Annotated in this window: 27 protein-coding genes; 6 read left to right on the top strand and 21 right to left on the bottom strand. The window is 43.6% G+C overall.

Going from position 1 to position 25,730, the window contains the following annotated elements:
• Position 1: 1 nt before the first annotated feature.
• From porM to DIU38_RS30350, 6 genes are all read right to left on the bottom strand, one after another.
• Entirely contained in the window at positions 2-1,522 is a 1,521-nt protein-coding gene (porM, locus tag DIU38_RS30370) for a type IX secretion system motor protein PorM/GldM (protein ID WP_112653238.1), read from the bottom strand.
• A gap of 44 nt (positions 1,523-1,566) precedes the next feature.
• Positions 1,567-2,274: a type IX secretion system motor protein PorL/GldL gene (gene porL / locus DIU38_RS30365; RefSeq protein ID WP_317132414.1), complete on the bottom strand. Its 708-nt coding sequence runs from the start codon at positions 2,272-2,274 to the stop codon at positions 1,567-1,569.
• Positions 2,235-2,366: a GldL-related protein gene (locus DIU38_RS34760; protein ID WP_317132454.1), complete on the bottom strand. Its 132-nt coding sequence runs from the start codon at positions 2,364-2,366 to the stop codon at positions 2,235-2,237. The genes porL and DIU38_RS34760 overlap by 40 nt, the downstream gene beginning before the upstream one ends.
• 62 nt (positions 2,367-2,428) lie before the next feature.
• The gene (gene porK, locus DIU38_RS30360; protein WP_112653239.1) at positions 2,429-3,745 is read right to left on the bottom strand and encodes a T9SS ring complex lipoprotein PorK/GldK; all 1,317 of its coding nucleotides are present in this window, start codon (positions 3,743-3,745) and stop codon (positions 2,429-2,431) included.
• A 252-nt stretch (positions 3,746-3,997) separates the two neighbouring features.
• Positions 3,998-4,756 carry a uroporphyrinogen-III synthase gene (locus DIU38_RS30355; protein WP_090530369.1) on the bottom strand — a complete coding sequence of 253 codons (759 nt, stop codon included), beginning with the start codon at positions 4,754-4,756 and terminating at the stop codon, positions 3,998-4,000.
• Between the two features lie 18 nt (positions 4,757-4,774).
• Positions 4,775-5,680: a DUF4271 domain-containing protein gene (locus DIU38_RS30350; protein WP_146750334.1), complete on the bottom strand. Its 906-nt coding sequence runs from the start codon at positions 5,678-5,680 to the stop codon at positions 4,775-4,777.
• A gap of 467 nt (positions 5,681-6,147) precedes the next feature.
• Here DIU38_RS30350 and DIU38_RS30345 point away from each other — a divergent pair, with 467 nt between their 5' ends.
• Positions 6,148-8,025, top strand: a complete 1,878-nt coding sequence (locus DIU38_RS30345) for a glycoside hydrolase family 97 protein (RefSeq protein ID WP_112653241.1) — start codon at positions 6,148-6,150, stop codon at positions 8,023-8,025.
• 113 nt (positions 8,026-8,138) lie between these two features.
• Here DIU38_RS30345 and DIU38_RS30340 read toward each other — a convergent pair whose 3' ends face one another.
• The 4 genes from DIU38_RS30340 to DIU38_RS30325 form a co-directional block, all read right to left on the bottom strand.
• Positions 8,139-8,843 carry a hypothetical protein gene (locus tag DIU38_RS30340; protein ID WP_112653242.1) on the bottom strand — a complete coding sequence of 235 codons (705 nt, stop codon included), beginning with the start codon at positions 8,841-8,843 and terminating at the stop codon, positions 8,139-8,141.
• Positions 8,844-9,450: 607 nt separating this feature from the next.
• Complete coding sequence (locus DIU38_RS30335; protein WP_112653269.1) at positions 9,451-9,891, bottom strand: Hsp20/alpha crystallin family protein; 441 nt, start codon at positions 9,889-9,891, stop codon at positions 9,451-9,453.
• Positions 9,892-9,991: 100 nt separating this feature from the next.
• A complete protein-coding gene (locus tag DIU38_RS30330; protein ID WP_112653243.1) occupies positions 9,992-11,095 on the bottom strand; it encodes a baeRF3 domain-containing protein in 1,104 nt (367 codons plus the stop codon).
• Between the two features lie 20 nt (positions 11,096-11,115).
• Entirely contained in the window at positions 11,116-11,637 is a 522-nt protein-coding gene (locus DIU38_RS30325) for a YciE/YciF ferroxidase family protein (protein WP_112653244.1), read from the bottom strand.
• A 343-nt stretch (positions 11,638-11,980) separates the two neighbouring features.
• Between DIU38_RS30325 and DIU38_RS30320 the strand changes: the two genes are divergently transcribed.
• The 3 genes from DIU38_RS30320 to DIU38_RS34580 are packed head-to-tail and all read left to right on the top strand — an operon-like array spanning position 11,981 to position 13,270.
• Positions 11,981-12,886, top strand: a complete 906-nt coding sequence (locus tag DIU38_RS30320; protein ID WP_112653245.1) for a universal stress protein — start codon at positions 11,981-11,983, stop codon at positions 12,884-12,886.
• An 18-nt stretch (positions 12,887-12,904) separates the two neighbouring features.
• A complete protein-coding gene (locus DIU38_RS30315; protein WP_112653246.1) occupies positions 12,905-13,126 on the top strand; it encodes an SHOCT domain-containing protein in 222 nt (73 codons plus the stop codon).
• A 12-nt stretch (positions 13,127-13,138) separates the two neighbouring features.
• The gene (locus tag DIU38_RS34580; RefSeq protein ID WP_256337497.1) at positions 13,139-13,270 is read left to right on the top strand and encodes a hypothetical protein; all 132 of its coding nucleotides are present in this window, start codon (positions 13,139-13,141) and stop codon (positions 13,268-13,270) included.
• Here the strand turns inward: DIU38_RS34580 and DIU38_RS30310 are convergent.
• From DIU38_RS30310 to DIU38_RS30285, 6 genes are all read right to left on the bottom strand, one after another.
• Positions 13,245-13,838 (bottom strand): CDP-alcohol phosphatidyltransferase family protein, encoded by a 594-nt coding sequence (locus DIU38_RS30310; RefSeq protein WP_112653247.1) that lies wholly within the window; start codon positions 13,836-13,838, stop codon positions 13,245-13,247. The two genes, DIU38_RS34580 and DIU38_RS30310, sit on opposite strands and share 26 nt — an antisense overlap.
• Positions 13,832-14,674, bottom strand: a complete 843-nt coding sequence (locus DIU38_RS30305; protein WP_208080586.1) for a phosphatidate cytidylyltransferase — start codon at positions 14,672-14,674, stop codon at positions 13,832-13,834. The genes DIU38_RS30310 and DIU38_RS30305 overlap by 7 nt, the downstream gene beginning before the upstream one ends.
• A gap of 80 nt (positions 14,675-14,754) precedes the next feature.
• Positions 14,755-15,615, bottom strand: a complete 861-nt coding sequence (locus tag DIU38_RS30300; RefSeq protein WP_112653249.1) for a universal stress protein — start codon at positions 15,613-15,615, stop codon at positions 14,755-14,757.
• Between the two features lie 95 nt (positions 15,616-15,710).
• On the bottom strand, positions 15,711-16,715 hold the full coding sequence (locus DIU38_RS30295) for a lysylphosphatidylglycerol synthase transmembrane domain-containing protein (RefSeq protein ID WP_112653250.1): 1,005 nt from the start codon (positions 16,713-16,715) through the stop codon (positions 15,711-15,713).
• A gap of 20 nt (positions 16,716-16,735) precedes the next feature.
• Positions 16,736-17,386: an SDR family NAD(P)-dependent oxidoreductase gene (locus DIU38_RS30290; protein WP_243770617.1), complete on the bottom strand. Its 651-nt coding sequence runs from the start codon at positions 17,384-17,386 to the stop codon at positions 16,736-16,738.
• Between the two features lie 565 nt (positions 17,387-17,951).
• A complete protein-coding gene (locus DIU38_RS30285) occupies positions 17,952-18,575 on the bottom strand; it encodes a nitroreductase family protein (protein ID WP_112653251.1) in 624 nt (207 codons plus the stop codon).
• 524 nt (positions 18,576-19,099) lie between these two features.
• Here DIU38_RS30285 and DIU38_RS30280 point away from each other — a divergent pair.
• Positions 19,100-19,297 (top strand): hypothetical protein, encoded by a 198-nt coding sequence (locus tag DIU38_RS30280; RefSeq protein WP_112653254.1) that lies wholly within the window; start codon positions 19,100-19,102, stop codon positions 19,295-19,297.
• Positions 19,298-19,365: 68 nt separating this feature from the next.
• Here the strand turns inward: DIU38_RS30280 and fdhF are convergent, their stop codons facing one another.
• From fdhF to DIU38_RS33305, 4 genes are all read right to left on the bottom strand, one after another.
• Positions 19,366-22,038, bottom strand: a complete 2,673-nt coding sequence (gene fdhF, locus DIU38_RS30275) for a formate dehydrogenase subunit alpha (protein ID WP_112653255.1) — start codon at positions 22,036-22,038, stop codon at positions 19,366-19,368.
• 56 nt (positions 22,039-22,094) lie between these two features.
• On the bottom strand, positions 22,095-22,352 hold the full coding sequence (locus DIU38_RS30270; protein WP_112653256.1) for a DUF2061 domain-containing protein: 258 nt from the start codon (positions 22,350-22,352) through the stop codon (positions 22,095-22,097).
• Positions 22,345-22,782, bottom strand: coding sequence for a universal stress protein (locus DIU38_RS30265; RefSeq protein WP_112653257.1), 438 nt, complete (start codon positions 22,780-22,782; stop codon positions 22,345-22,347). Before DIU38_RS30265 ends, DIU38_RS30270 begins: the two co-directional genes overlap by 8 nt.
• 336 nt (positions 22,783-23,118) lie before the next feature.
• Positions 23,119-23,256: a hypothetical protein gene (locus tag DIU38_RS33305; protein ID WP_167516319.1), complete on the bottom strand. Its 138-nt coding sequence runs from the start codon at positions 23,254-23,256 to the stop codon at positions 23,119-23,121.
• 389 nt (positions 23,257-23,645) lie between these two features.
• Here DIU38_RS33305 and DIU38_RS30260 point away from each other — a divergent pair, with 389 nt between their 5' ends.
• Complete coding sequence (locus DIU38_RS30260; protein ID WP_112653258.1) at positions 23,646-24,275, top strand: hypothetical protein; 630 nt, start codon at positions 23,646-23,648, stop codon at positions 24,273-24,275.
• A gap of 903 nt (positions 24,276-25,178) precedes the next feature.
• Here the strand turns inward: DIU38_RS30260 and DIU38_RS30255 are convergent.
• Positions 25,179-25,610, bottom strand: coding sequence for a helix-turn-helix domain-containing protein (locus tag DIU38_RS30255; protein ID WP_112653259.1), 432 nt, complete (start codon positions 25,608-25,610; stop codon positions 25,179-25,181).
• Positions 25,611-25,730 lie beyond the last annotated feature (120 nt).

The following is a 25,730-nucleotide window of genomic DNA, read 5'->3' as shown; positions in this document are numbered from 1 at the left end:
TTTAATTTGCGGATAATACAATAGGGTCAAGTGACCTCGGTGAATGGTCAGGGCCTACCGCAACGATATCCTTAAATATAACAGTAGTTCCTGGTGTAACCGTATTCAAAGCACTATGCATAGCGCCGGTTAATTCACCACCCGAGCCTGATAAAATAATGGCATCCTGGCGCGGTTTTACAACCAGCATAGTAAAGTGCGTTACGTTAAATTTAGCGTCAAAGTCAAAGTTATCCAGCTGAGCAAAAAGCCTGTCTTGTGCCCTGATATTGGCTGAACTGGTGTTACCTCCGCTTTTACCTGCAAACTGTGGCTTAGGGTCAGGGATCCTTTTGATACGGAACTCCGTTGAACCTAACACCGCTCCTTTTGCACCACTAACAGAAATCGTAGCTTTGCCTATGCTGTTTACAATTGCTGTGTAATGGCCACCCGAACCACTCAAAGAGCCGGCGCCGCTAAAATGTACATTCAAGTCGCTGGCTGCTACGCCAGGCGCAGATACCGAAATAGGATTCGGTACACCGATATAAAGTACATTCATTTTATCAGGAGAAATAACTGCCGAAGGCCTTGCAACTGTATATTCCTGCTTGAAAGGATAGGGATCATTTTTACCGGTTGTATTATTTTTAACCGTAATAACCCCTTCTATAGTATGTTTTCCTTCGCCGCTTGCTGTAATTGTATAATTACCTTTGCCATCTGTTACAGAAACCTTACTCCCATTAACAGTAATATCAGGATTTGATTTTGAATCGTAAGCAGTTAAAAAGATCTGGGCGGTATATGGCTGCCCGGCTATCACATAGCTGCTTGGAGCTACCACTACTGCGCTAAACTTATCGAGCGTAACCTGGGCCTGGTCAATTTTACCTAATAATTTCTTAACTACTTCGTTTTCGGCGTTTTTGCTATCAGCTTCAATTTTGGCTAAAGTAGTGAGGGCCGCGCCTAAAGGTATGCCATCACCAAAGTTAGCTTCCTGCCATGATTTTCTAACATCCCCATGCGGTTTAGGCGCTACGGTATTTAGTGAAAACTGTACGCCTACACTGTCCTTACCTAAAGCTACCATTAACCTTTGGCGGGTTTCATCAATTTTAGCTTTCAGTTTCTCCCCATTTTTTTGATTGATCATGATACGGGGCGATATATCCAGGTTATCCCGTGCGTCAACGTCATCAATTTCCGGGTTAATGCCGCCGCCTTCCTGAATCAGCTTTGCTTTCAGCTGTTCAACGTAGGTATTTAGTTCTGCAGCTATAGCACTTGCCTGTTTAGCCTTATCATAAATTGGTTTCGCCCGTTCAGCCTGTTCTTTCAACTTTGTAGCCTCAAAAGCGCTGTATGTGTTTTGCAAACCAGTATTAACATTCCTGGTTGATGCATCCAAACTATTCGTGATATTCTTAAACGCGTCCAACAGGCTATCCGGTACGTTAAGGGCAATGAGGCCCAATAGTACCAGGTATAGTATACCTATCATTCGCTGTCTTGGGGTTTCCTTACCTCCGGCCATTTATTATAAATCTTTTCTGGTAATCAATCAATTATTTAATTATATTAAACACGCGGCTGGTTCATAGCTGTGAGCATGTTACCATAAATTGCGTTTAATGATGCCAGGTTCTTAGCCAATCGCCCTACCTCTTCCTTAAACTGTTTTGAATCATCCATTGATTCATTAAAGTTGTTCATGGTAAGCGAAAGGTTCTGGTAAAATTTATTCATTGATTTTAAGTGCGCGCTTGAATCTTGCAATTCCAGCTCGTAAACCGCATTAAGTGCCGATAAGTTTTTAGCCAATTGGTTAACCTGATCGTGATATGCCTTTGAATCAACATTGGAGTTTGCCATTTCGGTCAAATTGGCCGATGCCTTGTCAAATGACACACTTAGTTTTTCATAACTTGCAGTAGCCTCTTTAACTTTGCTTGTGAAAGCTATAGTAGCTTCCCCTGCATCGGTAACACGTGATATAGCGGCTACCTTATCGCCAAATGTACGTAAACCATCACCAAGGCTGCGCACCAGCTCAGGGCCAATTTTTGCGTCTTCCATCATTTTATCCAGCGCAGCAGTTGTTGAAGGGCTTGTATTACCACCGCCCCTTACAGTGGCTTTCGGAAGCTCTCCCTGAAAGTCTTCATTTAATTCGGGATACACACGTGCCCAGTTAATTTCTTTATCTTCTCTCTGAAATCCTAATATAAAAAACAGTATAGCCTCAGTTATAAGTCCCCTGCTATCCAGTAAGTGGCACCGGGCCAATGCAAAATCTTAAACATTAACCCTATAATCACCACAGTAGCACCCCATGATACGATGTTGCCTATTCCGTAAGGTTTTTTCTTTCCAGCCATAATAATTCAGAAGTAAACTTTTATTTTTTAATTTGATTTGCTTGCGTTTAACTAACTCTTGATTAGCGTTTATCTGTAATGTCGCGCCCTAAATATTTGGTGACGCAGCGGAAACCGATATATGATTTAGCAGTGTCCTGGTATTCGTAGGTCCGGGTTGAGTTTTGAAGAAAGTATCCAATATCTTTCCATGAGCCCCCGCGTACAACTTTACGCTTCAATATTTCGGGGTCGGTAGACTTAGCTTCGTAATTGAATGTTGGTGCAAGATCATGCACAAATGTTGACGCTGATTCATCAAAAGCAGATAATGTCCATTCAGCTACGTTACCTGCCATATTGTATAAACCATAATCATTAGGAAAGTATGAACGTACCGGCACAGTATACGCGCCGCCGTCATCGGTATAATTACCACGCCCCGGCTTAAAGTTAGCCAATAAACAACCTTTTGCATTTTTAATGTAAGGCCCTCCCCACGGATAATCGGTACCTATCCTGCCGCCACGTGCCGCGTACTCAAACTCGGCTTCCGTAGGTAAGCTGTAAGGTGCACGGTGAGGTAAATGGCGCTTATCTTTATAAGCGTCATTATAGCGCGTACGCCATACACTGTAAGCTCTGGCCTGCCTCCAGGTTACCCCTACAACAGGGTAATTACGGAATGCAGGATGTGAAAAATAACTTTCAACCATAGGCTCGTTGGCGGCATATGAAAAATCGCTTAACCAAACAAGCGTGTCCGGATATACCGCCACAGTATCACGAACAATGAAGTCTGAACGATGTTTTGTTTTATCGTTATGATGATCTGCGGCATCGCGCAGGGTAAACAAAGCGTAGTTATATTTAAGTAAGCGCACGTCAACCTCATTACGGTCAAACACACGGTCATCACCCTGGTAGTACATACCCTGCAATTTTTGAGCATTGTTTGCCTGGTTGCCTTTACTGCTCCAGATAGGGTTTTTCTTCACAAACTCCCAGTTGATGAATTTTTTACCGCCATTATTATTACCGGCGCCACCTTTGGGCTGAATGAAATACTTATTATCGTTGATATAATTGGTAATAGCTATTGAATCGCGCACCCAGTTCACAAACATTTTGTATTGACTGTTGCTGGTTTCGGTTTGATCCATAAAAAAAGGAGAAACAGTAACCTGTTTAGTTTGGGCTATCTGGGCAAAGGTTACGTCCTGATCAGTTTGCCCCATAAGGAAACTACCACCCGGAATATAAACCATTCCGTAAGGCACCTCGGCCCTGAATGATCTTGCAGGAACTCCCACAACTTCCCCCCGGTCACCGCCTCCGCGGCCACAACCACTTAATACACCACCTGCTAAAACAATTATTAAAAAGTAGATCTGCTTCATTTTACAATCAAAATCAGTTATATAACTATAACACAATGCAACGTCCGAATATATTACATTTTACTCAATGTAAGCTATAAAAAACGATAATTTGGCTTCCTGAACCGATAAACTGTGCACTTATCTTCTCAATGCCATACAAAACGCTATATAATTAACAAACCGCTAACCAATTGTTAACATGACAATTAGTTAGCGGTTATACGTGTAAATATGGTAAAAAGTTGCAGCCTGGTTAAATAAATTTCCAATTTATTTGTTTACAAGCTTAACATACTGCTCAATAGCCATTGTCATTGACGGCGCGCCGGGGGTTGGAGCTGGTATATCCAAAATTAAGCCAGCCTCAAGCACAGCCTTATGAGTAGTCGCCCCAAAAGCGGCGATGCGTGTATTGTTTTGCTTAAAATCGGGAAAGTTTTTATACAGCGATTGTATACTTGACGGGCTAAAAAATGCTATAACATCATAAAACACATCGGCGAGGTCAGAAAGATCGCTGCAAACCGTGCGGAAAAGCACCGCTGGGGTAAAGTTATAACCGTTCTCCAGCAAAAAACGCTGGGTTTCTTCGGCAGCAACATCCGAGCATGGGTAAAGGAATTTTTCCGACGAATGCTTTTTCAAAACCTCTGCCAGGTCAGCAGCGGTTTGCTTGCCAAAAAAGATCTTACGTTTACGGTACTGAATGTACTTTTGAAGGTAAAGCGCTATGGTTTCTGAAAGGCAAAAGTATTTCATTTCAACAGGCACCTCAAAGCGCATCTCCTCGCATATGCGAAAAAAATGATCGGCAGAATTACGACTGGTAAAGATCACAGCGCTAAAATCAGCTAAGTTAATCTTCTCTTTTCTGAAATCCTTTGCGGGCACACCCTCAACATGAATAAATGATCTGAAATCAATTTTCAGGTTAAGCTTTTTAGCCAGCTCGGCATAAGGATTTTTATCATTTTCGGGCTTAGGCAAAGTAACCAGTATGCTTTTAACCTTTTTCTTTCTATCTTCCAATTCAGTGCTTTTAATAACCTAAATTTTAATATTCAATGCCTTTATTAAAATCAAAACAGGGCAAATTTCGAGGGCACAAAGATACGTAAATAAATAAAACTTATGAAATCGAAAGGTAGAAATTATATTTACGCTGCTCCTGATGTATTGCCATATAAAAATTACAATGATGATAATGAGCGTAACTGTAAGTAGTACAGGAATGTATTGTGCACCAAGCAAGCTGAAACAAATAACCACCGGCAAAAAAACAAACGCGATATTAAAATAGGTAAGATGCAGAATATTAAGATATTCGGTCACCAGTTTATTAATATCAAACACAAATCCTAAAAACTTGAGTATTAAAAACTTGAGCGAAAATAAAACAATAATGACTATGGTAAGAAAAGTAAACAGGCCGCTTCCTGCTATTTTATAGTAAACGCCTTTGTATGCAGCCAGTTGATATAAAAACAAACCGAACGTAGCACAAAATAACAAAAACAAGCCCAGGAAAGCCCACGAACTAACCGGACTCTCTTCTTTACCGGCTATCGAAAGTACGCGTTTGCTGTAAAAAGAGGCAAATACGTTACTGACATCTTTGCCCAGGGCAAGGTTAAGAATAGCTGTATACAACAGCATGGCAATAATGAGCACAATAACCCAGGGATCACGCGAAGGGCGGTTATGCCCCTCCATTACCCTGCTCTTTGACCTGGAATGAAGATCAAGAAAGCCGTAGCCATGGTATAATTCGCGGGCAAAAACGCTATCGGCATATTCGGCACGCATGGCTGCATCGGGCACCCTGAGGTAACGCATAGCAATAGAGTCTGCAATAAATTTATCTCTGTTTTGCATGGCATAAGCTACCGAATCAAGCACCGAATTGCCAGGACGAAAAGCGCGTGTTGGTGATTTTACAGGCGTATCAGCCACTATTGAATCCTGTTGCGCAAAAGCAGCAGTACAATTCAATAAAAACAGCAGGCAACACCAAATAACCAAACAGATCCTCAAAGCTTAAAAAGGGCTTATTATTTTTTGCAAAAGTAGGGTAATTATCTGAACCAGAATTTTATCAATTAATATTTTTTTGAATTTATTTGAACCTTAAAAACTTGCTATTTATTAAAAAGTCGGATTCTTATAAAGAAAAGTCTAATTAATACAATCTGGTTAAAAGGTGGTAAAATATATTTGTTGCAGGATAAGCCGGGGTGGTTAACTGTTTAAGGGATGGCTGAAATTTAGCAATATTAAGCAGTTATGTAAATTATTTGCCAAACCGTTAGTCAAACAGCTCAACGCCGACATTAAACCGATAATTAAACAAATAAGCTAAATACCAATCTGGAATATTTAAATTCTTTGCACTGTTTATTTAAATGCCAAAAGCGCTAATTATGAAAATAAATACCTGCTTATTACTACTTGTACTGTGTTTGTATTACAATGGGTACGCCCAGCAAAAGACCATCACAATTAGCAGCCCCGACAAACAAATCAATGCCCACATATTCATCATCAAAGGCAAATTATTATACAACGCAGCAGTTAACAATACAATGTTAATAGCACCATCGCGCCTGGGTTTAACTGTTGATGGTATCGATCTGGGAGTTGAAACCAAATTTGCAGGTGCTACTTCAAATAAAAAGATAAAAGAAACCTATACTATCAACGGCGCTCACAAAACGGCACGTAACGAAGCGAATGAAACTACAATTCCTTTGCTAACAGCAGAGAAGAAATTCAACTTGATTGTGCGTGCCTATAATGACGGCATTGCTGTACGTTACACATTACCTTACAATACCAAAAAAATCAATGCCGACTCGACCTCATGGGAGTTTGCCGAAAAAGTAACGCAGGTTGCCTGGTCGGGTTATAACGAAGGTTATGAGGGCCTAAGCCATGTAACTCCATTGCCATCAGTTCCACAAAATACACCGATAATGGGGCCCTTAACTTTTAATATAAACGGGATTTTTGCCTCGGTTTCCGAAGCTGATTGCGAAGACTTTTCAGACATGTCTTTTATACGTCATGATAATTCTTTCAAAGCAAATTTCCCCTTTGCCCCTAACGGCTGGGATGTCCAACCGGATAGCGATACCGAACATTCTGTACTTAAAGGCATTTATGAAAATCAAAAAGTATCTCCCTGGAGGACAACCATCATAACTAAAAATTTAACTGAACTTGTAAACTCAGACCTACTCACTAACCTTTGCCCGGCACCACAAAAGGGTAGCGATTTTAGTTGGGTAATGCCCGGGCGTTGCTTATGGCAATGGTGGAGCGTTGGGGCTCCCCGGTTTGCCGAACAAAGAAATTGGTATGATGCGGCAGCTAAATTAAAATGGGAATATTATTTAGTAGATGATGGATGGCGAAATTGGAGCGAGCCGGGTAAAGATCAGTGGCAGCTTTTGGGAGATGTAATAGCATACGGAAAAAGTATTGGCGTAAAATCAATTGTTTGGGTTGACTCTAAAGAAATGCGATCTGCAGCGGCACGCTATTCTTATCTAAAGCGAATCAAAGATCTGGGAGCAGCGGGCATTAAAATAGATTTCATCCCCCCTGCAACGTCATCTATTATGCAATGGTACATGGGTACCATGCAGGATTGCGCAGACCTTAAGTTGATGCTTAATTTTCACGGAAGTGTTAAGCCAACGGGATTGACAAGAACCTATCCCATGGATATTACAAGAGAAGCAGTTAGGGGTAACGAATATCACATGACCCGGTATAAAAGGACAGCGCCGTTAGACCATGACGTATCTGTGCCATTTACGCGTTTTACAGCCGGTGCTGCAGATTTTACTCCGGTAATACTCAACCCGGAGCAACTTACATCGCAAAAATTCACCTGGGCCCATGAATTTGCTCAATCCATCGTATATCTTTCTCCTATTACACACTTCGCGGACGAATATAAATTTTACCTGGAGAGCCCGATGTTTGATTTATTTCAGAAGATACCCACAACCTGGGATGAGACAAAAGTTTTAAGCTGTACCCGAATGGGTGAAATTGTTGCTTATGCGCGTAAAAAAGGAAACACCTGGTGGGTTGGCATAATGAATGGTGCCGATGCTCGCGAAATCAAGGTTCCGTTAAACTTTCTGCAGCATTCAACAAAAGGGACATTGATATATGATGGAGAAGATACCAACGCATCTATTCACCGCGAAGAAAGATTACTTAGTCCCAAGGATACGATTAGTATGAAGCTATCGCCGGGAGGCGGCTTTGCAGCTATGTTACAGTAAACAAGGCGTTATATGGCATATGGCGCGCACGGGCACAAGCCAAGCCAGTTAAGCACTTGTTTTGTATAACGATGCGAAATCAACACAAAACACATGATCAATTAATAAGTATGTTATTCCGTAACGCCTGTAGCAGCCCAAAAAACAAGGTATCCGGCTTTATCTTTACTTACAGTGACCTTTTTAAGGATGCGTCCGGGATCAGGATGAATATTCAATACATCAATATTATGATGATCATTTTCTGTTATCTTATTTCCCGGGCCCCATTTAGCCAGGCCATGTACTAAGTAGCTCAGGTTTGAGTTACCTTCAGGTATATCATTATAATAATCGGGCAATTTAAAACCTTTAAACTCGCTACCATCGCTATAAATTAGTGTAATATGTAGTTGCGAAGGCCCTTCGGAACTGGTAAGGCTAAGATACAAACCCGAATATTTTTTTTGAGGCACATCAAAGCTAAAACTATCAGCACCCGCAATACAGCGGGCTTGATTATCTTTCTTTCCGTTTTTATAATGGAGCAATATAGCCGGGTGAGCCGAATTTGCTGCAATTAATGGATCATCGGGCAAGGCACGTACAGCTTTGTCCCCGTTTAATAATGCAGCCGCCATGGTAAGGTAACCATCCCCTTTGCCACCGCCATCAATACCGGTTACCCAACTTTGTAGTTTACCACCGGCAACTGTAGTTACAGTACGGGCGTTTAAAAGTTTACTGATATTGATCTGGATAACTTTATCACCTCCCTGACTACTGGCCACAGCACTGGATAACAGAATGATAAAAAACATAGCGTATTTAAAGTTCATTATTAGGATAGTTGGTAACTAAAGATAGCAGAAAGTGTAAAACCTTATTGCATTAATATTCGTGTTGGCCAAAAATAATTGCGCTACCTTTGCCGCATGGACGGAATAGAATGTATAACTAACTAACAAGCTATTACACGTCAATACAGAAAATTTATTAAACGCCGGTTCTGTTGAATCTGAACGCCCGAATTTAAAAAGGGATGGATCTGAATGTCATTTACCCTTCGATTTGCGCTTTTGCTATTGATTTTAAAACATAGACGGTGGGAATATTCTAATCAATAGTCAGTTATCAGTTTGAACGTAAAAACGAGATATAACCTGCTAAATGCTATGTAAATTCCCACCTTGGCAGGATCGTTGAACATGTTATTCGCCGATGTAGCATTGGTATAAGTGAAATTGCCCGAACGCTACAAGCCAGCCGCCTTGGCGTTTTATAAGTTGTGTGATAATCTGCAGAATGCTGTTAAAGCCAATTTACATACATTCATCGAAGAAATGATGACGCAAAGTGGTAAATTCTCTCTGTACCTATCAGGGGTACCGGATAAATAGCCCCCGCCACCTTTGGGCGGGGCACAAGCCATTTTAAATATCAGGCTTAATTTACCGCGATATGTTTTGCGGAAGGGCTTTTAATCTGGTGATTATGCGGAACCGTAATTTTCAGCACGCCGTCTTCATATTTGGCGACTACCTTTTCCTTATCGGTTCCTTCCGGAAGTGTGAAGCTGCGGCTAAAGGAAGAATAATTGTACTCTTTACGGGTATACTTTTCCTCTTTTTCTTCCTTGCTTTCCTCCTTTTCGCTGCTGATCGTCAGCACGTCGCCATCCACATCGATCTTAAAATCCTCTTTTTTTAGCCCCGGTGCCGACATCGATAAAATATATTGGCCCTTATGGTCGATAATGTTCACTGCCGGAACGTGCAGTTCCTTCCTCAAAAAACCGCCATCGAATAATTCGGTCCAGGGCTTGAAAATATCCTCAAATAAGGCGGGTACTTTGTCGGTAAATTTGCTTACCACTTGTGTTTTCATGACATTAAATTTTAAATGATTAATAATTTTCAAATCTAAAGGCGGCTTGCCACCAGAAATAGGATCCCGGTCATCCCCAAAAATGACCCGAATCAGGAATTCATGGCGCATAGTATTTGACCAGGGCGACATGGCCAAAATCTTCAAGCACACCGTCGGCCACGAATTCTGCGTCGCCGCCGCCCTTCAACACCTTTTCCAGCGCATCGTCGACTGCGTCGCGGATGTACGAAAAATGATCATAGGGTTCGGTCAGCGCTTCAATCATCCCGGGTTCAGCGCTATGCCTGGCCGGAAAACTATAATTCCTTTCCACGACCAGCAACTGGCCTTTGCCTTCGGCGGCGGCCCGCCAAACATCGTAAACCCCTTTAGCCAGCCGCTGCTGGCCGGCGGCCTCATCCAGCCGTTCCAATAATTCATATTCGCGTTGCTTTTGCAGGCCGGCCAGACAAGGTGCAATCACCTCCTGTAATTCAGTTAGGGTAGCATGTTCATAATTACCCGCTTCCTGACCGATGATCGCGGAAGTATGTTTGCTGATTTTTCCAAAATGGCCGAGTATCCTTTCAGCACCAAGCAGCAGAACAGGTAAAGAATACTCATGGATCAAATTGCCCAGCTCCTCGTCTATATGGCGTAGAAAATTGTCGACAAATACCTGCTTATGCTCGGTGACGTCTGAAAAATTTCCAACCCTTTCCGGGCCATCCGGCACATAATCATAAATTGACCGTGGTATGTTAGAAGGCAATGGCTGCAAAGTGCCGCGATCTCCGAGAAAAATCTTGGTTTCCTGACCGCTTAGCACCAGCAAAAGAACTTTATGGCGCTGTTTGGCGTCGTACAGCAGATCGCGGATCTCAAAAGATTCGTCGATCACCAGCTTTTCGGTTACGGAACAATCAGTGTACAGCACCTTTTCAAATACCGGCGACACATAAATAGCAATTCCTTTCTTGTCAGCGGGCAGGATCAGCCCCTCCAACAGGCTTTGCAGCTTTTTGGTCAGGAGCGCACATTGCTCTTCTGGATAATCGCGGCGCAATTCCCGCGCAGCGTTATCGGCTGCTATCTTTAGCTTATGTGCTATTTCTGCCTTAAGGCTAACCTGCGCATCCATTGGCAGGATCAGCGATAAAGCAGGACGGTAATGTAGGGCATTCAGCACTTCAATGATATCCGGGCTAAGTTGAGTTTTCATGGTTCTTTTTTCTTAATATCCTATTCGGTCGCTGCGGCCGGCGACATAGCCTTCCGATTTAGTTCATGTTCGGCCAGGTATGAAAGCCGCTCGTCAATTTCTTTCTCATCCAGCTCCGCCTGGTGAAACATCAGGCCGGCCTTTTCCAGTCTGACAGCCCCGGCAAACGCAGCCATCGTACCATAAACACTGATCTTGAAATGATTAATGCTTTGTATGGCCGACAGCAGGCAAACATCTCTTACCTCGGGGCGGGTACATGCGAAAAGCCTGTCATCCGCATCCGCGATAAAAGCGCTCATTACACCGTTGCTCGGTATGCAGGCGGTGATCTGTTCTTCCCGGCGGAATGCTCCCAATTGCCGGATATGTTTTTCAACAACATCCTGGTAGCCCAGCATCAGCATTTTCAAGGAGGCCGAGTTACCTTTGTTTATCCACCCAAGTACGCTGCTTTTCAAGAGCATTTCTGCACTGATCATCCGGCTGACATCCTCATACAGGAGTTGGCGGAGAGAGGAAGTGGTTGACATCGTTTCCATTGCAAAGTTTATGGGTCAAAACTACCCTTATGGTAGCGGGATAGCGATGATGGTTGTCATGTCGGTAATTGATATTCATCACCTTGGCGATTTAAAGTGCTTGAGATCAGGCATTGCAGTGTCGGCAGTCATTCTTCGGTACCGGCCCGCCGAGTAACTTTGATTTCAAATTCAGTATAATGGCCCAAAAAAGCAATAAGCCGACTACTATAACCGATGCGCATCTGCTAAAAACGGATTTTCCGATCTGCGAAAAAGACGAGCAGGCGCAATGCATGGAACGGATGCGGAAGCTGCAAGCTGAAGCACTAAAATTATGGCGCGCATTAAAAAAGAAATGTAAATGAAAAAGTTGCTTGTACTCACCGATTTTTCAGCTAATGCGGCTCATGCCGAAGTGGCAGCGCTGGATATGGCCCGCAAACTGGGCGAGGGCATCCTCTTATATCATACCCTACCTTATGTCCCGTTGATACCGGGCAATGGCGGCGGCCCCTATGTGACCGAAACAGCCGGGATGCTCTTTGAAGACAGCAAAGAACGCCTGATACAAGAGGCCGACAAACTCAGGGAGACTGCCGTCATGACACGGGGCTTCCATGTGGACATCGGGGAAAGAAACGGCGAAGGAATCCTGGGCGACGTCATCGGTGAACTTACTGCAGCGCCGGATATTGAAATGGTGATCATGGGTGGCAGGTCTGGCGGCGCACTGGAGCATCTGCTCGGCGGCAGCGACACAACGGCGGTCATCCGGAAAGCCCGCAAACCGGTACTGATCATTCCTCCTGATGCAGCTATAAACCTTTCTGGAAAAATTGTTTTTGCCACGGACTTCGGCATCGCCGATATAGCCGCAATAAGTTGCCTGCAAGAGCTGTTGCCACGTATGAGTTTTGGCCTTGACATTGTCCATATCATCCAACCTGGAGAAGTAGTTACCCATATCGGCGCCGAGGTCGCCTTCCGTAAATACCTTGATCATCACGGGCTCAACTATAACCATGTGCAAGCTGATGACATCCATAAAGGACTGCAGAATTACTGTAATAAAAACGGTGCCAGTATTTTAGCCATGACCCATGGACAACACTCCTTTATTTCCAGGTTCTTTGGTCATAGTGAATCACAGGCAATGATCTCCGGTCAGCAATTGGCAATTTTAGTTTTTCCGCCCGGTCTTAAATATGACGGACAACCTGGCAACCAGCCTCCGCCGCGGAACTTACGCAAAACGCCTTTACTATAAATTAAAAAATTTCGACCCATGTTTTATTTTTATCACGGTTACCATTTTTGGGGAATGCACTTGTTATGGTGGCTCCTTTGGTTAGTTATATTATTTTGGATATTTGCAACGCCCTATGATCTTCCAGGTCAACGGAAAAGAAAGGATTCGCCCCTTGATATCCTGAAGAAGCGCTTTGCCTCGGGCGAAATAACCGAAGAGGAATACAGGGAAAGAAAGAAGATATTGGAAAATGAATGATATAAAACGGTCATGAAACGTTTATTGAAAACACGAAAAGTAAATGGAGACATAAATCCGTATCCCTTCCTGCTCCTGGTGGCCGTGATCCTGGCCCTGATCTTCATCGTGTTCCATTTTATCTTCCAGAGCCGCGCTTTTTAATCTGCCTGAGCATCCAGTATAGGCCTTTGACATTAGCTTGCCATTGCGGCAGTATCAATACGAGCAGGATTTCTTCGGCGAGGTCAATGATAGTTAAGCCGGCGGTGAGGTAAAACAGGAACGCCACAGGTTCGGGCAGGAAAAAGACCAGAACCAGGAATACCCCCTGCAGTACAGCGGCGACCTTTGCAGCGTACGTATGAAAACTGGTCAGTTTACCATAACGGATCAGCGCCATGCAGTTCTGCATAACATAGAGCAGGGTCATGCCCCCAACCAGTAGCCATTCGCCGCGCAAAAAGCCGGGCCGATACAGGAGGATACCCAGGATCGCCACCAGTATGGTCAGGTCGTCGGCAACTGAATCGATGCGCGCCCCCGGCAGGCTAATCACTTTAAAACTGCGGGCCAGCCGGCCATCGATGGCATCTGTAAAAAAGCTTAGGGCCAACAACCATTTAAAAACAGTGAACTGTCCTGTCAGGAGCAAGAACAACAACAGCGGTGCGGCAACCAGTCGGTAAAAAGTGATCAGGTTAACCACCCGGTAGACTTTGTTGCTCACCATGCCAACAAGATTAAATAAGCAAAAATAAATGGTGCCGAACCTAACAGGCTGTCGAACCGGTCCAGCATCCCGCCATGGCCCGGCAGGATCGTACCGGAATCTTTGATATCGAGGCTTCGTTTAAGCAGCGATTTAACCAGGTCGCCAAAAGTGCCGGTGATGACGATCGTGACCGACAATATAGCTAATTCCGTTGGACTTAAAAGCGTGAAAAACTGAGCAAGCACACATGCTGCGATTAAGGCCGCGGCCAGGCCCCCCACACTGCCCTCCCAGGTTTTTTTTGGAGATATCCGCAAAAACAGCGGATGCCTGCCCAGCCAGCGTCCGGACAGATAGGCAGCTGTATCATTGGCCCATAACAACAAAAAACAACCCGCGGGCAGCGCGAAATGGTAGCTGCCGTGCGGCCTGGCTAAAAATGGAATCGCGGCGAAGCAACAAAGGGGCAACGTGATTATAATGACACCTAAAAAGGTTATGGCCAACCCCTGGAAAGGCTTTTTGGTGTGGCGGTAAAGCGCTGCGACAAAAATGCTGAAACCGACGGGTATCACCATGAGCGTCCATTTCCAACTGGTTAAATGGGTTATGGCGCCAAAGCCTGAAAGCATCAGGACCATAGACAACAAAGCGGCGCCTATCTTCGAAGTCTTTGCACCAGGTATTTCCAGCAGGCGGTAAAATTCCATGAGGCTGAGCAGGTCGATCAGCAACAACAGCGTCATAAAACTATAAGGGCCAAACCAAGTGGCAGACATGATTACTATAACCAGGCCTGTGCCGGTAAAGGTACGACGGCTAAATTCTGTCATGGCGAAGTGAATTTTCAGCACAGATCAATAGGGGTATTTTCCCGTCTCCGACTGCATTCTTCAGCGTTTTTTTATAGAAAAAAGTCCAAATACAATGACGATCATGATTTTTTTTGATAAACCGGGAACACCAACAACGGTATCTTCTGATGTGCGAGTTCTTTTTTCGCTACGCTGTCATTGAACAACCGTTTAAAAAAAGTGTACTGATGATGGGTCATGGCCAGCAGATCCGCGCGGGTTTGCACGCAGAGCCGATTCAAACGACCGACCACTTCCTTTCCCCTGATCCCTTTAATGGAAACAGGGCGTTTTAGCTCCACCAACTGACGGCTGAACGCATTTTCCTTTTCGATCTTTCCTTCATCGTTCTCACCGTTCAGGGTAACGTGAACGATCTCACTTTGGAAATCCAGGGTTTTGCTTAATTCCTCCAGGTAAAGGATCGCCTTCAAGTCCTCAGGTTCAAAATCGGTGGCAAAAACGATTTTAGATAGCTGGTCCAGGCCAGCTTTCGGTGGCACGACGAGTACCGGGCAATTTGCTGTTTCTATAACCTTCCAGGTATCACTACCAAAAAAAACATGATCGGCGGCACAATCGGTGGAGGCTCCTATCACGATCATCTCAAATGCTTGCCCGGCAATTTCCTTCCGCAATTCTTCCTGAAGGCTACCTTCACAGTAACGGGCACTGAGCTGTGGTTTATATTTGCCGCCCGTGCCGGAAATATGGTCTTCCAGTTTCGATAAAGCATCGTGAACGGCTTCTTTGCCCTCATCGGGTCCAAGTATTGCGCGGGCGATCATGGCTCCCCCGGCGTAGCCCGGCATGACCGGAATCTTCGGTTCACAATGCCATAACACCAGCCCGGCATGCAGTTGATCGGCGAGCCAGGCCGCAGATTCGGCCGCATGCGCAGCGTTTTTTGAAAGGTCTGTCAATACAAGTATGCTTTTCATAAATAGTATATCAACTAATGACTACTGCAAAATACCAATTGTTCAGTGGCTGGTAAATGACGGAGCGCACATTGGAATATGATCCTGGGCCAGGTTTAGCCGCGTCGGAGGTCCCGGTAAAGGAACAGCCCCACCGGGATAGGCAGCCAGAACGTGAAAAAGCGAAAAAGCAGGGTTAAGACCAGCGCTGCGTGTACCGGTACCCCCAGCAGCGTAAAAAAGAAGGTCATCGCGCTTTCGTAAGCGATTAGTGCACCTGGCGAAATGGGTAATGAACCGATAACCAGGGTCAAAAGTAACCCGAGCATAATTTTGGAGCCCTCAAGTGTTACATGAAAGCCCTGCAGGATTGCAAAGACGGTTAGGGCATCAAATGTGAGGATAGCCATTTGTAGCATGACCGCAGTGGTGACAGAGCCGTTGTTTTTGAATAAGGCCCGCCAGTGGGTTTGTTCGCCTTTTCTTGAAGACAAAAGACTGGCTTTTGCAATATGCCGCCTAAGCCATTTATACCGTTTCAGTTTCCGGAAAATAAAAGAGAGTGCTCGCCTGTCGGCGACGATAAGCATCAGTATGCTCAACGCTGTAAAAAATACAATCCCGGTGCCCACCGTATAACTGATAACACGGTTTACCCTTACGGTATGAAAGGCGTACCAGCCATAAAAAGCAGCTAACAGCACCAAAATAGCCATATAATAGCAAATAGACTCCAGGACCAGGGCCTTAAATGCGGCCAATGCCGGAACCTTTCTTTTGACCAGCTGGCCGAATATGTAGCTATTGCCGCTTATTCCCCCTGTCGGTAACGCCTGGTTAACAAACATGATCACTACTGACAGCTTAAATAGGGTCAGAATATCAGCGTTCCCGGTTTGACCGTTCAGAAGTGTGCGGAGAATCAGTACATTGAACAGATATGTTGTTAGTTGAGCCGCCAGGGCCAGCAAAAGCCAGACCATGCTCATCTGCAGCAATAGCGTACGAATGTCCCTCAGCTTACCGATATAATGAATGACAAGATAAAATACCACGACGGACAGCGTGTAAAACAAGATACGCGCAGGGCTGAACAGTTGTTGTTTTTTCGGGCCAGCCATGATCGTTTTATCTGATCAGATCATTGCGCTAAATAACCTCCGTCGACATTATAGTAAGACCCGGTAACGAAGGACGCTTTGTCAGAATTAAGCCAAAGCGCCAGTTCGGCCACTTCCTCAGGCTTGCCCAGCCGGCCCATCGGGTGCAATCCCTTAAGCAGGTTGATGGTTGTATCGTCCAGGATATCCAGCAACGGGGTTTGAATATAGCCCGGACCAACAGCATTGATGCGTATTCCCTGATCAGCGTATTCCAATGCTGCGGCCTCTGTTAAGCCAATCACGCCATGTTTAGCGGCCACATAAGCCGGCGAACTTTTGGTACCTACCTTACCCAAAATAGAAGCCATATTCACAATGCTTCCTCCCCCAGAATGGGCCATGGCCGGGATTTGGTAGTGCATCCCATAAAAGACGCCGGATAAGTTAATTGAAATAACTTTGTCCCAGCCATCGAGCGGATACTCACTAACAGTATTTAACGGACCGCCAATCCCGGCGTTGTTAACCGCGATATGAAGGCCACCGAATTGCTGGACAGTTTGTTCAACCAGCTTTTTATGCTCATCCGGAACAGAGGTATCCGCTTTAACAAAAATGGCATCTCCGCCTTTTGCTTTGATCGTTGCAAGTGTTTCCTTTCCTCCTTTTTCATCGATATCGGAAACCACAACTTTAGCGCCTCCGAGGCGTACAAAATGGCGATTGCCTTGCCAATTCCTGAACCGGCGCCAGTAACAATAGCCACCTTGTTTGCTAAATTGTTCATAACTATCAATCTAAATTATTGTTGATTAAACCTTCTTTTGTATAAGATAAAGATACCGGAAGCAGCGAAAACGCCCATGTCTTTAGTCATGAATCCTTATGACCCTGATCACAATTTTGAAGAGCGGCATAACGTCAGAGATCCACGCTGTAACGTATAGACAACGTAAAATAAGGATACGTTTTGCCGATATCGTTTCCCTTTTATAATGGCCTTTTAACGCGAAATAGCCTGGTTCGGCACATACTGAAAAAGTATCCGCAAAGCGGTAGCTGATGAGTCAACGCGTTCAAAGGCCACTAAAAGTATCCCGTCAAAGAACGACGCCCATCATGCAGTTAAGTAACTGTATTACACTGTGTGCGGAAATTATAGAAAATGCAGGGCTCAGCGCTATTGCGTCACGAAGCGAGATATTTAATGCGATATTGGAAAGATATACCTTACCCGCCTGATAACCAAAGGCCTCAGCAGCATTCCATCCGGTCAATAAAAATGGCATTATTTTTCGCCCGCGGATGCGGATCGGGTTTTTCAGCGCCGTAACCGAAAATGATCGCCAACTCAACTTCTTCTGCGGATGGTATCCCAAGCTTATGATAAACCGGTGTTTGTTCAATGTATTTACCAAACCCTACAGGGCAGCTATCCAGGCCCAGCGATTTGGCGGCCAGCATCATGTTTTGCGCACACATACCGATATCCAAGCCCGCCCATTCATTGCCTTTGGGCGAGGTGATAAATACAACGACCGGCGCGCCATGAAAGATCGGATCGTCGGATTCCAGGCCAACAGGCCCTGGTGAAAAATGCAACATTGTTTTGAGCGTTTTCACTGGATGTTTAACCGCAGCATGTGCAACTGCTTTTAACGCAACCTTGCCAATCGCTTTAGAAAATGATGTGATAGTATCCCTGTGGGTCACGATATAGAACTTCCAGGGTTGCCCGTTCATGGCAGAAGGGGCCATTCGTCCGGCATCTATTACCTTTTCCAGGATATCGTCATCGGGCATATCCGGCAGATATCGCCGCACCGCTCTTCTTTTAAAGATCGTTTTCAAGGTTTCGTTGTCTGTTGCTGTCTTCATGATCGCTGGGTTCAAACTTTTTCAAAATAGTTCCGGAAAAAGGCCTTCTCCAGGAGGGGGAAAATCATAGGGCGATGGTTCCTGAGGCAGCTCTTGGGGCTTTGTAGCAGGGGCTTCGGCCGGGGAGACGGGCGCAACGGGTTCAGCAGAAGGTTTTACTTCCGGTTGTGGCGGCACCGAGGGAGCTTCCGGCAGTACAGGCCTGCTATCGTTTCTTTTATTTTTCATCGGTGAATTTTATTAACAAAGTACCTGAATAGCACACAGTTTATAAATGATCAATATCAGAATCTCAAATGATGCTTGTCATCGATCCCGGAACTCGTTTAAGATCACATTTTAAAGATGCCACCGCATTTTCTGCGGGCGGAATGCAGACCATCTTTAAATTATAAAAACCCGATCAGCCGGCACCCCCAAAAACTGTTAAATCAAACCTGCATTCAATTGGGTTGGGGTTACGGCATTATCTTACTATATGTGATCCTTTCGCCCTTGATAGAAAAAGTACGGGAGACCTTTAAATGACCATATTAAACCGCAAAGCGGTGGAAAGACCGGAGGCCGTTAACAAGGAGAAAGTTAACGTGTACCTCAAAAGCACGTTTGCAAAAGATACAGCATTCAAAAAAGTTTTTACGCCCGCCTTGGGCAAGGGGATCAATAACAGTCCGCATTACAGCTTTACGATCGGGCAGGCAGAATTTTTGAACGCAATATGAATGAGGCAGAAAGATCATTTTATTAGAAAAGGTAGTATATATTCGCCCCTTTCTCCTGCATACGTACTTCACGCCGAACATTTTTCGATTCTAACCGCTGTGATTTTGTATTCGGGTGTTTGCACATATTTGTCACGCAGCGGACTGGTTATTTTATTGATAAAAACCCGGGCATCATTAAATGTACTGAATGCCTCACCTTTATTTAACGATTTATCAATACATACAGTCAGGGAGGCCTCGCCATATTTGCTGACCACTCTTGCAGTATCTCCATCTTGCAAGCCGATGATATTTGCATCTTTTGGGTTTAAGTGAAGCAAATCTGCAGGGCAAATATCTTTGTTAGCCGTTCTGTAGGTCATGTTACCTGCGTTAAAATGATAAAGCGTCCTGCCGGTTATCAGGATAAACGGATATGCGGGTGTTACCTGTTCAGTAGTAGGGCAAAATTCAATTATTGATAATTTTGCCCTGCCGCCTTCTCGTGGAAAAGTTTCGGTATGAAGAATGGTTGTTCCGGGGTGATCTGTAGTTGGACAGGGCCATTGGATACCATTATTATCCAACCGCTCATAAGTTATACCATAGGCCGCACTCCAGGTATCTCTTATTTCATTCCATATGTCCTGTGCAGATGAGAAGTTAAATAGTTCCTTCTTTTTCATCGCAGCCGCCATAATGCAAACAACCTCCCAATCTGCTTTCACTTCTTGTGGCCGGGATACTGCAGCTCTTACTTTTTGAATCCTTCTTTCCGCATTCATGAAGGTTCCCGCTTTTTCAAAAGAAGAAGCGCAGGGTAAAAAAACATCGGCAAACTTTTTCGCCGTTTCGTTCATAAACATATCCTGAACAATAATAAAATCAAGCATATCAAAAGCTTCTTTGGTATGCTTTGAGTTGGGCATAGTAAAAAAAACATCATACCCTATGATCCACATTGCCTTTAAATCTCCCGCTACAGCGGCATCAAGCATTTCAGGGAGAGTTAATCCCCGGGTGGCTGGAAGATATGTCTTCCATAGCTCCTCAAATCTTTTTCGTTCTGTTTTTACGGAGGCCATCCCGGTATATACCGCAGGGTCGCAGCCCATAACAGCCGATCCCTGCACATTATTTTGCCCGCGTAAAGGGTTTATGCCAGCACCTTCTTTACCAATATTCCCGGTAAGCAGTGCAATTGTTATGAGCGCCATAACATTCTCCGTCCCTTGCGTATGTTCCGTTAACCCAAGACCGTGAAAACACATGGACGGGGATTTTTGCGCAAACAGGCGGGCCGATTCTCTTATCAGGCGTGGATGAACACCGCAGATTTTCGCTGCTCTTTCCGGTGTCCATTCTGCTATAAATTTTTTAAACTCATCCCATCCTTCGGTTCTGTTTATAATAAATTCTTCGTTATGCAACTTTTCGGATACGATAACGTGGGCCATTGCATGAAATAAAGGGATATTGGTTCCCGGCTTTAACTGAAGGTGAAAGGTGGCATATTCTGCCAGTTCTGTTCTCCGTGGATCTATCACGATGAGATTAGCGCCTTTAATTGCAGCTTGCTTAATTCTTGCACCTACTACCGGATGGCTCTCGGTGGTATCAGCTCCTGCAACCAGTATTGTTTTTGCCCTTTCAATGTCATCAAAAGAATTTGTGGACGCGCCCATGCCCAAAACCATGCTCATGGCTTTGGCTGTAGGCTGGTGACAAACCCTGGCGCAATTATCCACATTATTTGTCCCGATAACAGCCCGCGCAAATTTTTGTATACAGTAATTGTCTTCATTAGTGGCTCTTGCCGAGCCGATGATGCTTATGCTGTCAGCTCCGTGCTTTTTGGAGATCGATGTTAATCTTTCCGCGCAATACTTAATGGCTTCATCCCATGATGCCTTCTTCCATTTACCGGCGTATCGTATCATAGGTTGTGTGATCCGGTCGCCGGCATACATGTATTCCCATGCATAACGACCTTTAACACAAAGATGCCCCTTATTAACCAGGGCATTTTTGGCAGGATGTACCCCTACAATTTTCTGTTCTTTTACTCCAATTTCTATTTCGCATCCCACCCCGCAATAAGCACAAACTGATCTTGTTATCTCGTCGGGCGTACCCAATTTGATCGCCTGCTTGTCTTCAATGGCCCCAGTAGGGCATGCATCAGCACATGCGCCGCAACTTACGCATGAGCTTTCGGCGAACAAACTCTTAGAATCGGAAATAATTTTAGTCTTATCGCCACGGTTTATGATATGCCATACAAACTGTCCCTGTAGCTCATCACATATCTTTACGCATCTTGAACAGTTAATGCAACGTCCCATATCCACTTGCATATAGGGATGTGAACTATCAATAACCGGGGTGGTTGTATTTTTAGTTTCTTCTGTTATGCCGTAATGTTTTAGCCATTGATGAAATTCCTTTTGCGGGAATCTTGTTACCTCAGAAAAAGGATAATCCCTTGCCAACATTTGCAATATGCCTTTCCTGTAATCCTCAATTTCAGAAGTATGTGTTTCCACTACCATTTTATCAGTAACGAGGGTGCGGCAGGCCGGTTGCAATTGGTCCTGGCCTTTTACCTTCACCAGGCATGAACGACAAACAGAAAAAGGATGCAGGCGCTCATCATAGCAAAGAGCCGGCACATCAACGCCAATGCGATGAAGCAGGTTCAGAATAGTCTGACCTGCTTCGCCGTGATGCTCTTTATTATTAATGATGACACTATACATATCAAAGCATTGTATACGGGTAAATAGGTGGTAAAACTACAGGCACTATACCCCCATTATTGATCTGTTGTTTTATAAATAATTTTACCCCATCTAATTTTATCCCAAATTCTTTCATAAAAAAAATAACCGACAATGGTGTAAACATTACTGATTATCATAAAACCAACCGCAACTTTTATTTGTCCGGTAAACAGATAGATGGCTGCGAAATCAAGAATTAAAATGGCGGCCCTATAACTGATAGCTTTTACAATAGACCTGCGGACAGTTTCTTCTGCGTGATGAGTACCGGGAAATAGTTTTTCAATCATGTTTTGTCGGTACAATAAATATGGGTATTGTTGAATGCCTGATCACTTTTTCCGATACACTACCTACCAATAAACTGGATAACGCGGTTCTGCCATGTGTTCCAAGTACTACTAAATCAGCTTCCCATTCTTTTGCAACTCTCAGAATAGCCTCATAAGGATTTCCTTGTTCCACAAATGACCAAATTTTAAAATCACCAAATACTTTTTCAATTAATATTTGTTGATTATCAACATGGTTACTTTTAATAATTTCTGCCAATTCCCGACTTGTTGCCCCGGTTTCGCTTACTAAAACTGTTGTGTCAACAACGCTTACTAATGCGATTTCCGCATTGAGTTTCTTTCCTAATTGAAATCCTTTTAGTGCAACAATTTCAGATGTCGGGCCATCATCTGTTGCTATTAATATTTTTTTAAAATCGCTCATATGGTTATGCCTTATTTAAATTGGTGCTTACAATAGGCCCGAAATGAAAGAGCTATAAATTATATCAATTAAGTTGTGTTAGCCCTTTTTATAAAGATATTCTGAAGTTAATTACAAAAGAATGATAATAATCATTCTTTTAAATATTGAATAATACGCGATGGATTTTGATTAACCACCAAATTTCATTTTTAGAGCATAATGAGGCGCTGTATAACAGACGCCTTCCTAAAGCAATCATAATTCCTTACTTGTTTTCTCAATTTTGTAAAACAAAGAATTTCAGGCTATCCTTTTTTTTCATTTAAAGCTCGTGGCCATAAAAGCATTTCGTTTTCAACATTTGTTACTCACCGTAAAATCGCTATCGTTGTTGCCCGGGAAATGGTTTAGGGCTATGAAACAAGCATTTACCAGCACCACATCGGCACCCGGTTTTGCTGCGATTGCCAATACGCTATCGGCCGTACGCATAGTCCTGGCAAAAAATCGTCATAACCGGAAAGTCAATTTCATGCTAAGTTCGGGTGTAAGAGTATTTTTAAAATGCTCCCCACCAAATCAAGTGCCCGGTCTCACTTTTACTATCTTTAAATTTACGCATACCTAACGCATCTCATACCTTACGTGCGCGAGGAGAAGACCTCTGCGGGCCAAAAATTTAAAAACTCAGCTTGAGTCGTAAAAAGCACCGGTGATTAACCGCTTCATATTTTTGCGCTTGCTCAGCAAAAAATGACTGCCATACCAAATTCACATCGAGGTTTGTAATGTAATTTTTATCATTTCATAGTATAACCGCAATCATTTTGCATCACACTAAATACTTATAATTTACAGTGGTTTATTTAAAGTTGTAAGTTATGAAAAGAATAAAATTGACGGGCATAGCCCTGTTACTGATCGTGGCCGGATGCGCCACATCCAAAATTACAAGCTCCTGGAAAGCCAAAAATGCTGCCCCCCATAAATATAATAAGATACTGGTATTAGGACTTGTCCGGGCCGCAGACCGGACTCTTCAAGAGAACATGGAAAACCATATGGCGGGCGATTTAAAGGCCCGGGGTTATAATGCCGTAGCATCAGTACAGGAATATGGCCCCAAAGCATTCGACAAAATGGACGAACAAACGGCAATGAACAAAATTAAAAATGACGGAATTGACGCGGTTGTCACTATCGTAATGCTCAATAAGGAGAAAGAAAAAAGCTATGTCCCGGGCCATATTTATTACTATTCACCCTATAGCTATTATTACAATCATTTCTGGGGGTACCATACAGCAATATACCGCCGCATTTATGAGCCCGGATACTATGTGACAAATACCCGGTACTTTTGGGAAAGTAACCTCTATGAAATGGACACCCAACAATTGATCTACTCTGTACAAACACAGTCTTTTAATCCATCTGATTCAGAGGCCCTTGGCCATGAGTACGGGCAACTAATCCTTAAAGACATGGTAAAACAACAAGTAATTCAATAGGAAACGGGATAAAGCCTGAGGTCAAGAAATACCCACTTGTCCTTATCATATAGTTTGTCTAACAAATCTTCATCTATGTCCTGAACTAAAGCCATCTCTTTTGGGGAAATATCGTTTAAGGTGAATAATAAAGCACTTCAATTTATAATTAAATTCTTGACCAAATATTGATCAAATTAGTCTAACAGGTTATAATTTACTTTGACAGGCTGCGTATAACCGTGGCCTGAAAAATTTAATTCGTTCTCTATTTTACTGCGAAGTGCATGATCTTAAGATTATCTTTGTCTGACTCAGTGCCCCAGGTGCCCGGAACAAAATATTCCTTGTCAATATAAATATTCAGAAACCCGTAATTGCGCTTACATTTGCCAAATGGCAGGAATGTAATTATCCGTTGATTTTCAAATAGTTAAAAACATAAAGTAACAAATAAGTAACATCACAAGTACGATAAACTACCATAAATCACGATAAAGTAGCCCTAACCTCGCTTCTATTTTTCCCGCCAATCTGAAAGTGATAGATGAATTTTTTATATTATACGGTATAGTTGTAGATCAGCATTAAGAACGTTGCTAAAATAAGATAAGTTCCTGCGCTGATCTAAGCTATACACATAAACTGGCATTACACCGCTTAAACAACCGGCAGCAGCAAGCAGAAAACTGTCAAGGGTGGTGCTGCCCAAAAAAAAACAAACACCGCACCATTTACATGCCCTTTACTGTTTTCTGTGGTGCTAATTTTGTGACTGCGGTGTGTTGCCTTCTCTTTTAAAACCACGGCGGCTATATTATGAGGTACGAATTTCATTGCCGCCAAATGCAGGGAGGCTGGCGGAGAATGAAATGTAGCGTGATAACGCGTGATGTAATGAACCGCTTGCCGCAACTGCAGGCTTTACGCCTTGCCTTCGTACTTTTCCTTTAGTTCAGCATATAATAGCCTTAAAGCCTGGTTATCCTGTTCCAGTTCATATTGGCAGTAGGTGGAGTGGTTAAGTTCAGCCTGCAAGGTTAAGGCTGTATTACCCAAACTTACAATATTGAAATAGTAACTTGGCGGTAGGTTTTCCAGCATACCGTTTTGCTTATACCTTGATATTTCGTCCATCGCATATTTAAGCAATCTTTCCTTGCCCCCCTCAGTATAAATAAATTGCTCGGCATCTATCTCGTAAAGTTTAGCCAGCTGTAAAGCCTGCTTGGCCGTAACATCTGATATTGAATGTTCCAGTTCCTTGTACTCACTTTCTTCAATCTGCAAAACCTTGGCAATCTGCGCTTCTGTCAGTCCCTTTGCTTTCCTTGCAACATATAACAACCTGTTCATAACAAACTATTTAAGTGTGCCAAACCGAATGGCGAAACAAATTAAATTATAGGCTGTGCGGTACTGAACCAATCAGGCATGTATTTTACCTATATTGGTGTTATATTTACCGATAATAAA

The sequence above is a fragment of the Mucilaginibacter metallidurans genome (assembly GCF_003286435.2).
GTDB lineage: Bacteria > Bacteroidota > Bacteroidia > Sphingobacteriales > Sphingobacteriaceae > Mucilaginibacter > Mucilaginibacter gossypii.
This window is presented reverse-complemented; position numbering and strand designations above follow the sequence as displayed.

Coding starts and splice junctions, on each gene's coding strand:
- porM (WP_112653238.1), bottom strand. CDS start 1,522: ATGGCCGGAGGTAAGGAAACCCCAAGACAGCGAATGATAGGTATACTA.
- DIU38_RS34760 (WP_317132454.1), bottom strand. CDS start 2,366: ATGGCTGGAAAGAAAAAACCTTACGGAATAGGCAACATCGTATCATGG.
- porK (WP_112653239.1), bottom strand. CDS start 3,745: ATGAAGCAGATCTACTTTTTAATAATTGTTTTAGCAGGTGGTGTATTA.
- DIU38_RS30345 (WP_112653241.1), top strand. CDS start 6,148: ATGAAAATAAATACCTGCTTATTACTACTTGTACTGTGTTTGTATTAC.
- DIU38_RS30340 (WP_112653242.1), bottom strand. CDS start 8,843: ATGAACTTTAAATACGCTATGTTTTTTATCATTCTGTTATCCAGTGCT.
- DIU38_RS30335 (WP_112653269.1), bottom strand. CDS start 9,891: ATGAAAACACAAGTGGTAAGCAAATTTACCGACAAAGTACCCGCCTTA.
- DIU38_RS30330 (WP_112653243.1), bottom strand. CDS start 11,095: ATGAAAACTCAACTTAGCCCGGATATCATTGAAGTGCTGAATGCCCTA.
- DIU38_RS30325 (WP_112653244.1), bottom strand. CDS start 11,637: ATGGAAACGATGTCAACCACTTCCTCTCTCCGCCAACTCCTGTATGAG.
- DIU38_RS30320 (WP_112653245.1), top strand. CDS start 11,981: ATGAAAAAGTTGCTTGTACTCACCGATTTTTCAGCTAATGCGGCTCAT.
- DIU38_RS30315 (WP_112653246.1), top strand. CDS start 12,905: ATGTTTTATTTTTATCACGGTTACCATTTTTGGGGAATGCACTTGTTA.
- DIU38_RS34580 (WP_256337497.1), top strand. CDS start 13,139: ATGAAACGTTTATTGAAAACACGAAAAGTAAATGGAGACATAAATCCG.
- DIU38_RS30310 (WP_112653247.1), bottom strand. CDS start 13,838: ATGGTGAGCAACAAAGTCTACCGGGTGGTTAACCTGATCACTTTTTAC.
- DIU38_RS30300 (WP_112653249.1), bottom strand. CDS start 15,615: ATGAAAAGCATACTTGTATTGACAGACCTTTCAAAAAACGCTGCGCAT.
- DIU38_RS30295 (WP_112653250.1), bottom strand. CDS start 16,715: ATGGCTGGCCCGAAAAAACAACAACTGTTCAGCCCTGCGCGTATCTTG.
- DIU38_RS30285 (WP_112653251.1), bottom strand. CDS start 18,575: ATGAAGACAGCAACAGACAACGAAACCTTGAAAACGATCTTTAAAAGA.
- DIU38_RS30280 (WP_112653254.1), top strand. CDS start 19,100: ATGACCATATTAAACCGCAAAGCGGTGGAAAGACCGGAGGCCGTTAAC.
- fdhF (WP_112653255.1), bottom strand. CDS start 22,038: ATGTATAGTGTCATCATTAATAATAAAGAGCATCACGGCGAAGCAGGT.
- DIU38_RS30270 (WP_112653256.1), bottom strand. CDS start 22,352: ATGATTGAAAAACTATTTCCCGGTACTCATCACGCAGAAGAAACTGTC.
- DIU38_RS30265 (WP_112653257.1), bottom strand. CDS start 22,782: ATGAGCGATTTTAAAAAAATATTAATAGCAACAGATGATGGCCCGACA.
- DIU38_RS33305 (WP_167516319.1), bottom strand. CDS start 23,256: ATGCGTACGGCCGATAGCGTATTGGCAATCGCAGCAAAACCGGGTGCC.
- DIU38_RS30260 (WP_112653258.1), top strand. CDS start 23,646: ATGAAAAGAATAAAATTGACGGGCATAGCCCTGTTACTGATCGTGGCC.
- DIU38_RS30255 (WP_112653259.1), bottom strand. CDS start 25,610: ATGAACAGGTTGTTATATGTTGCAAGGAAAGCAAAGGGACTGACAGAA.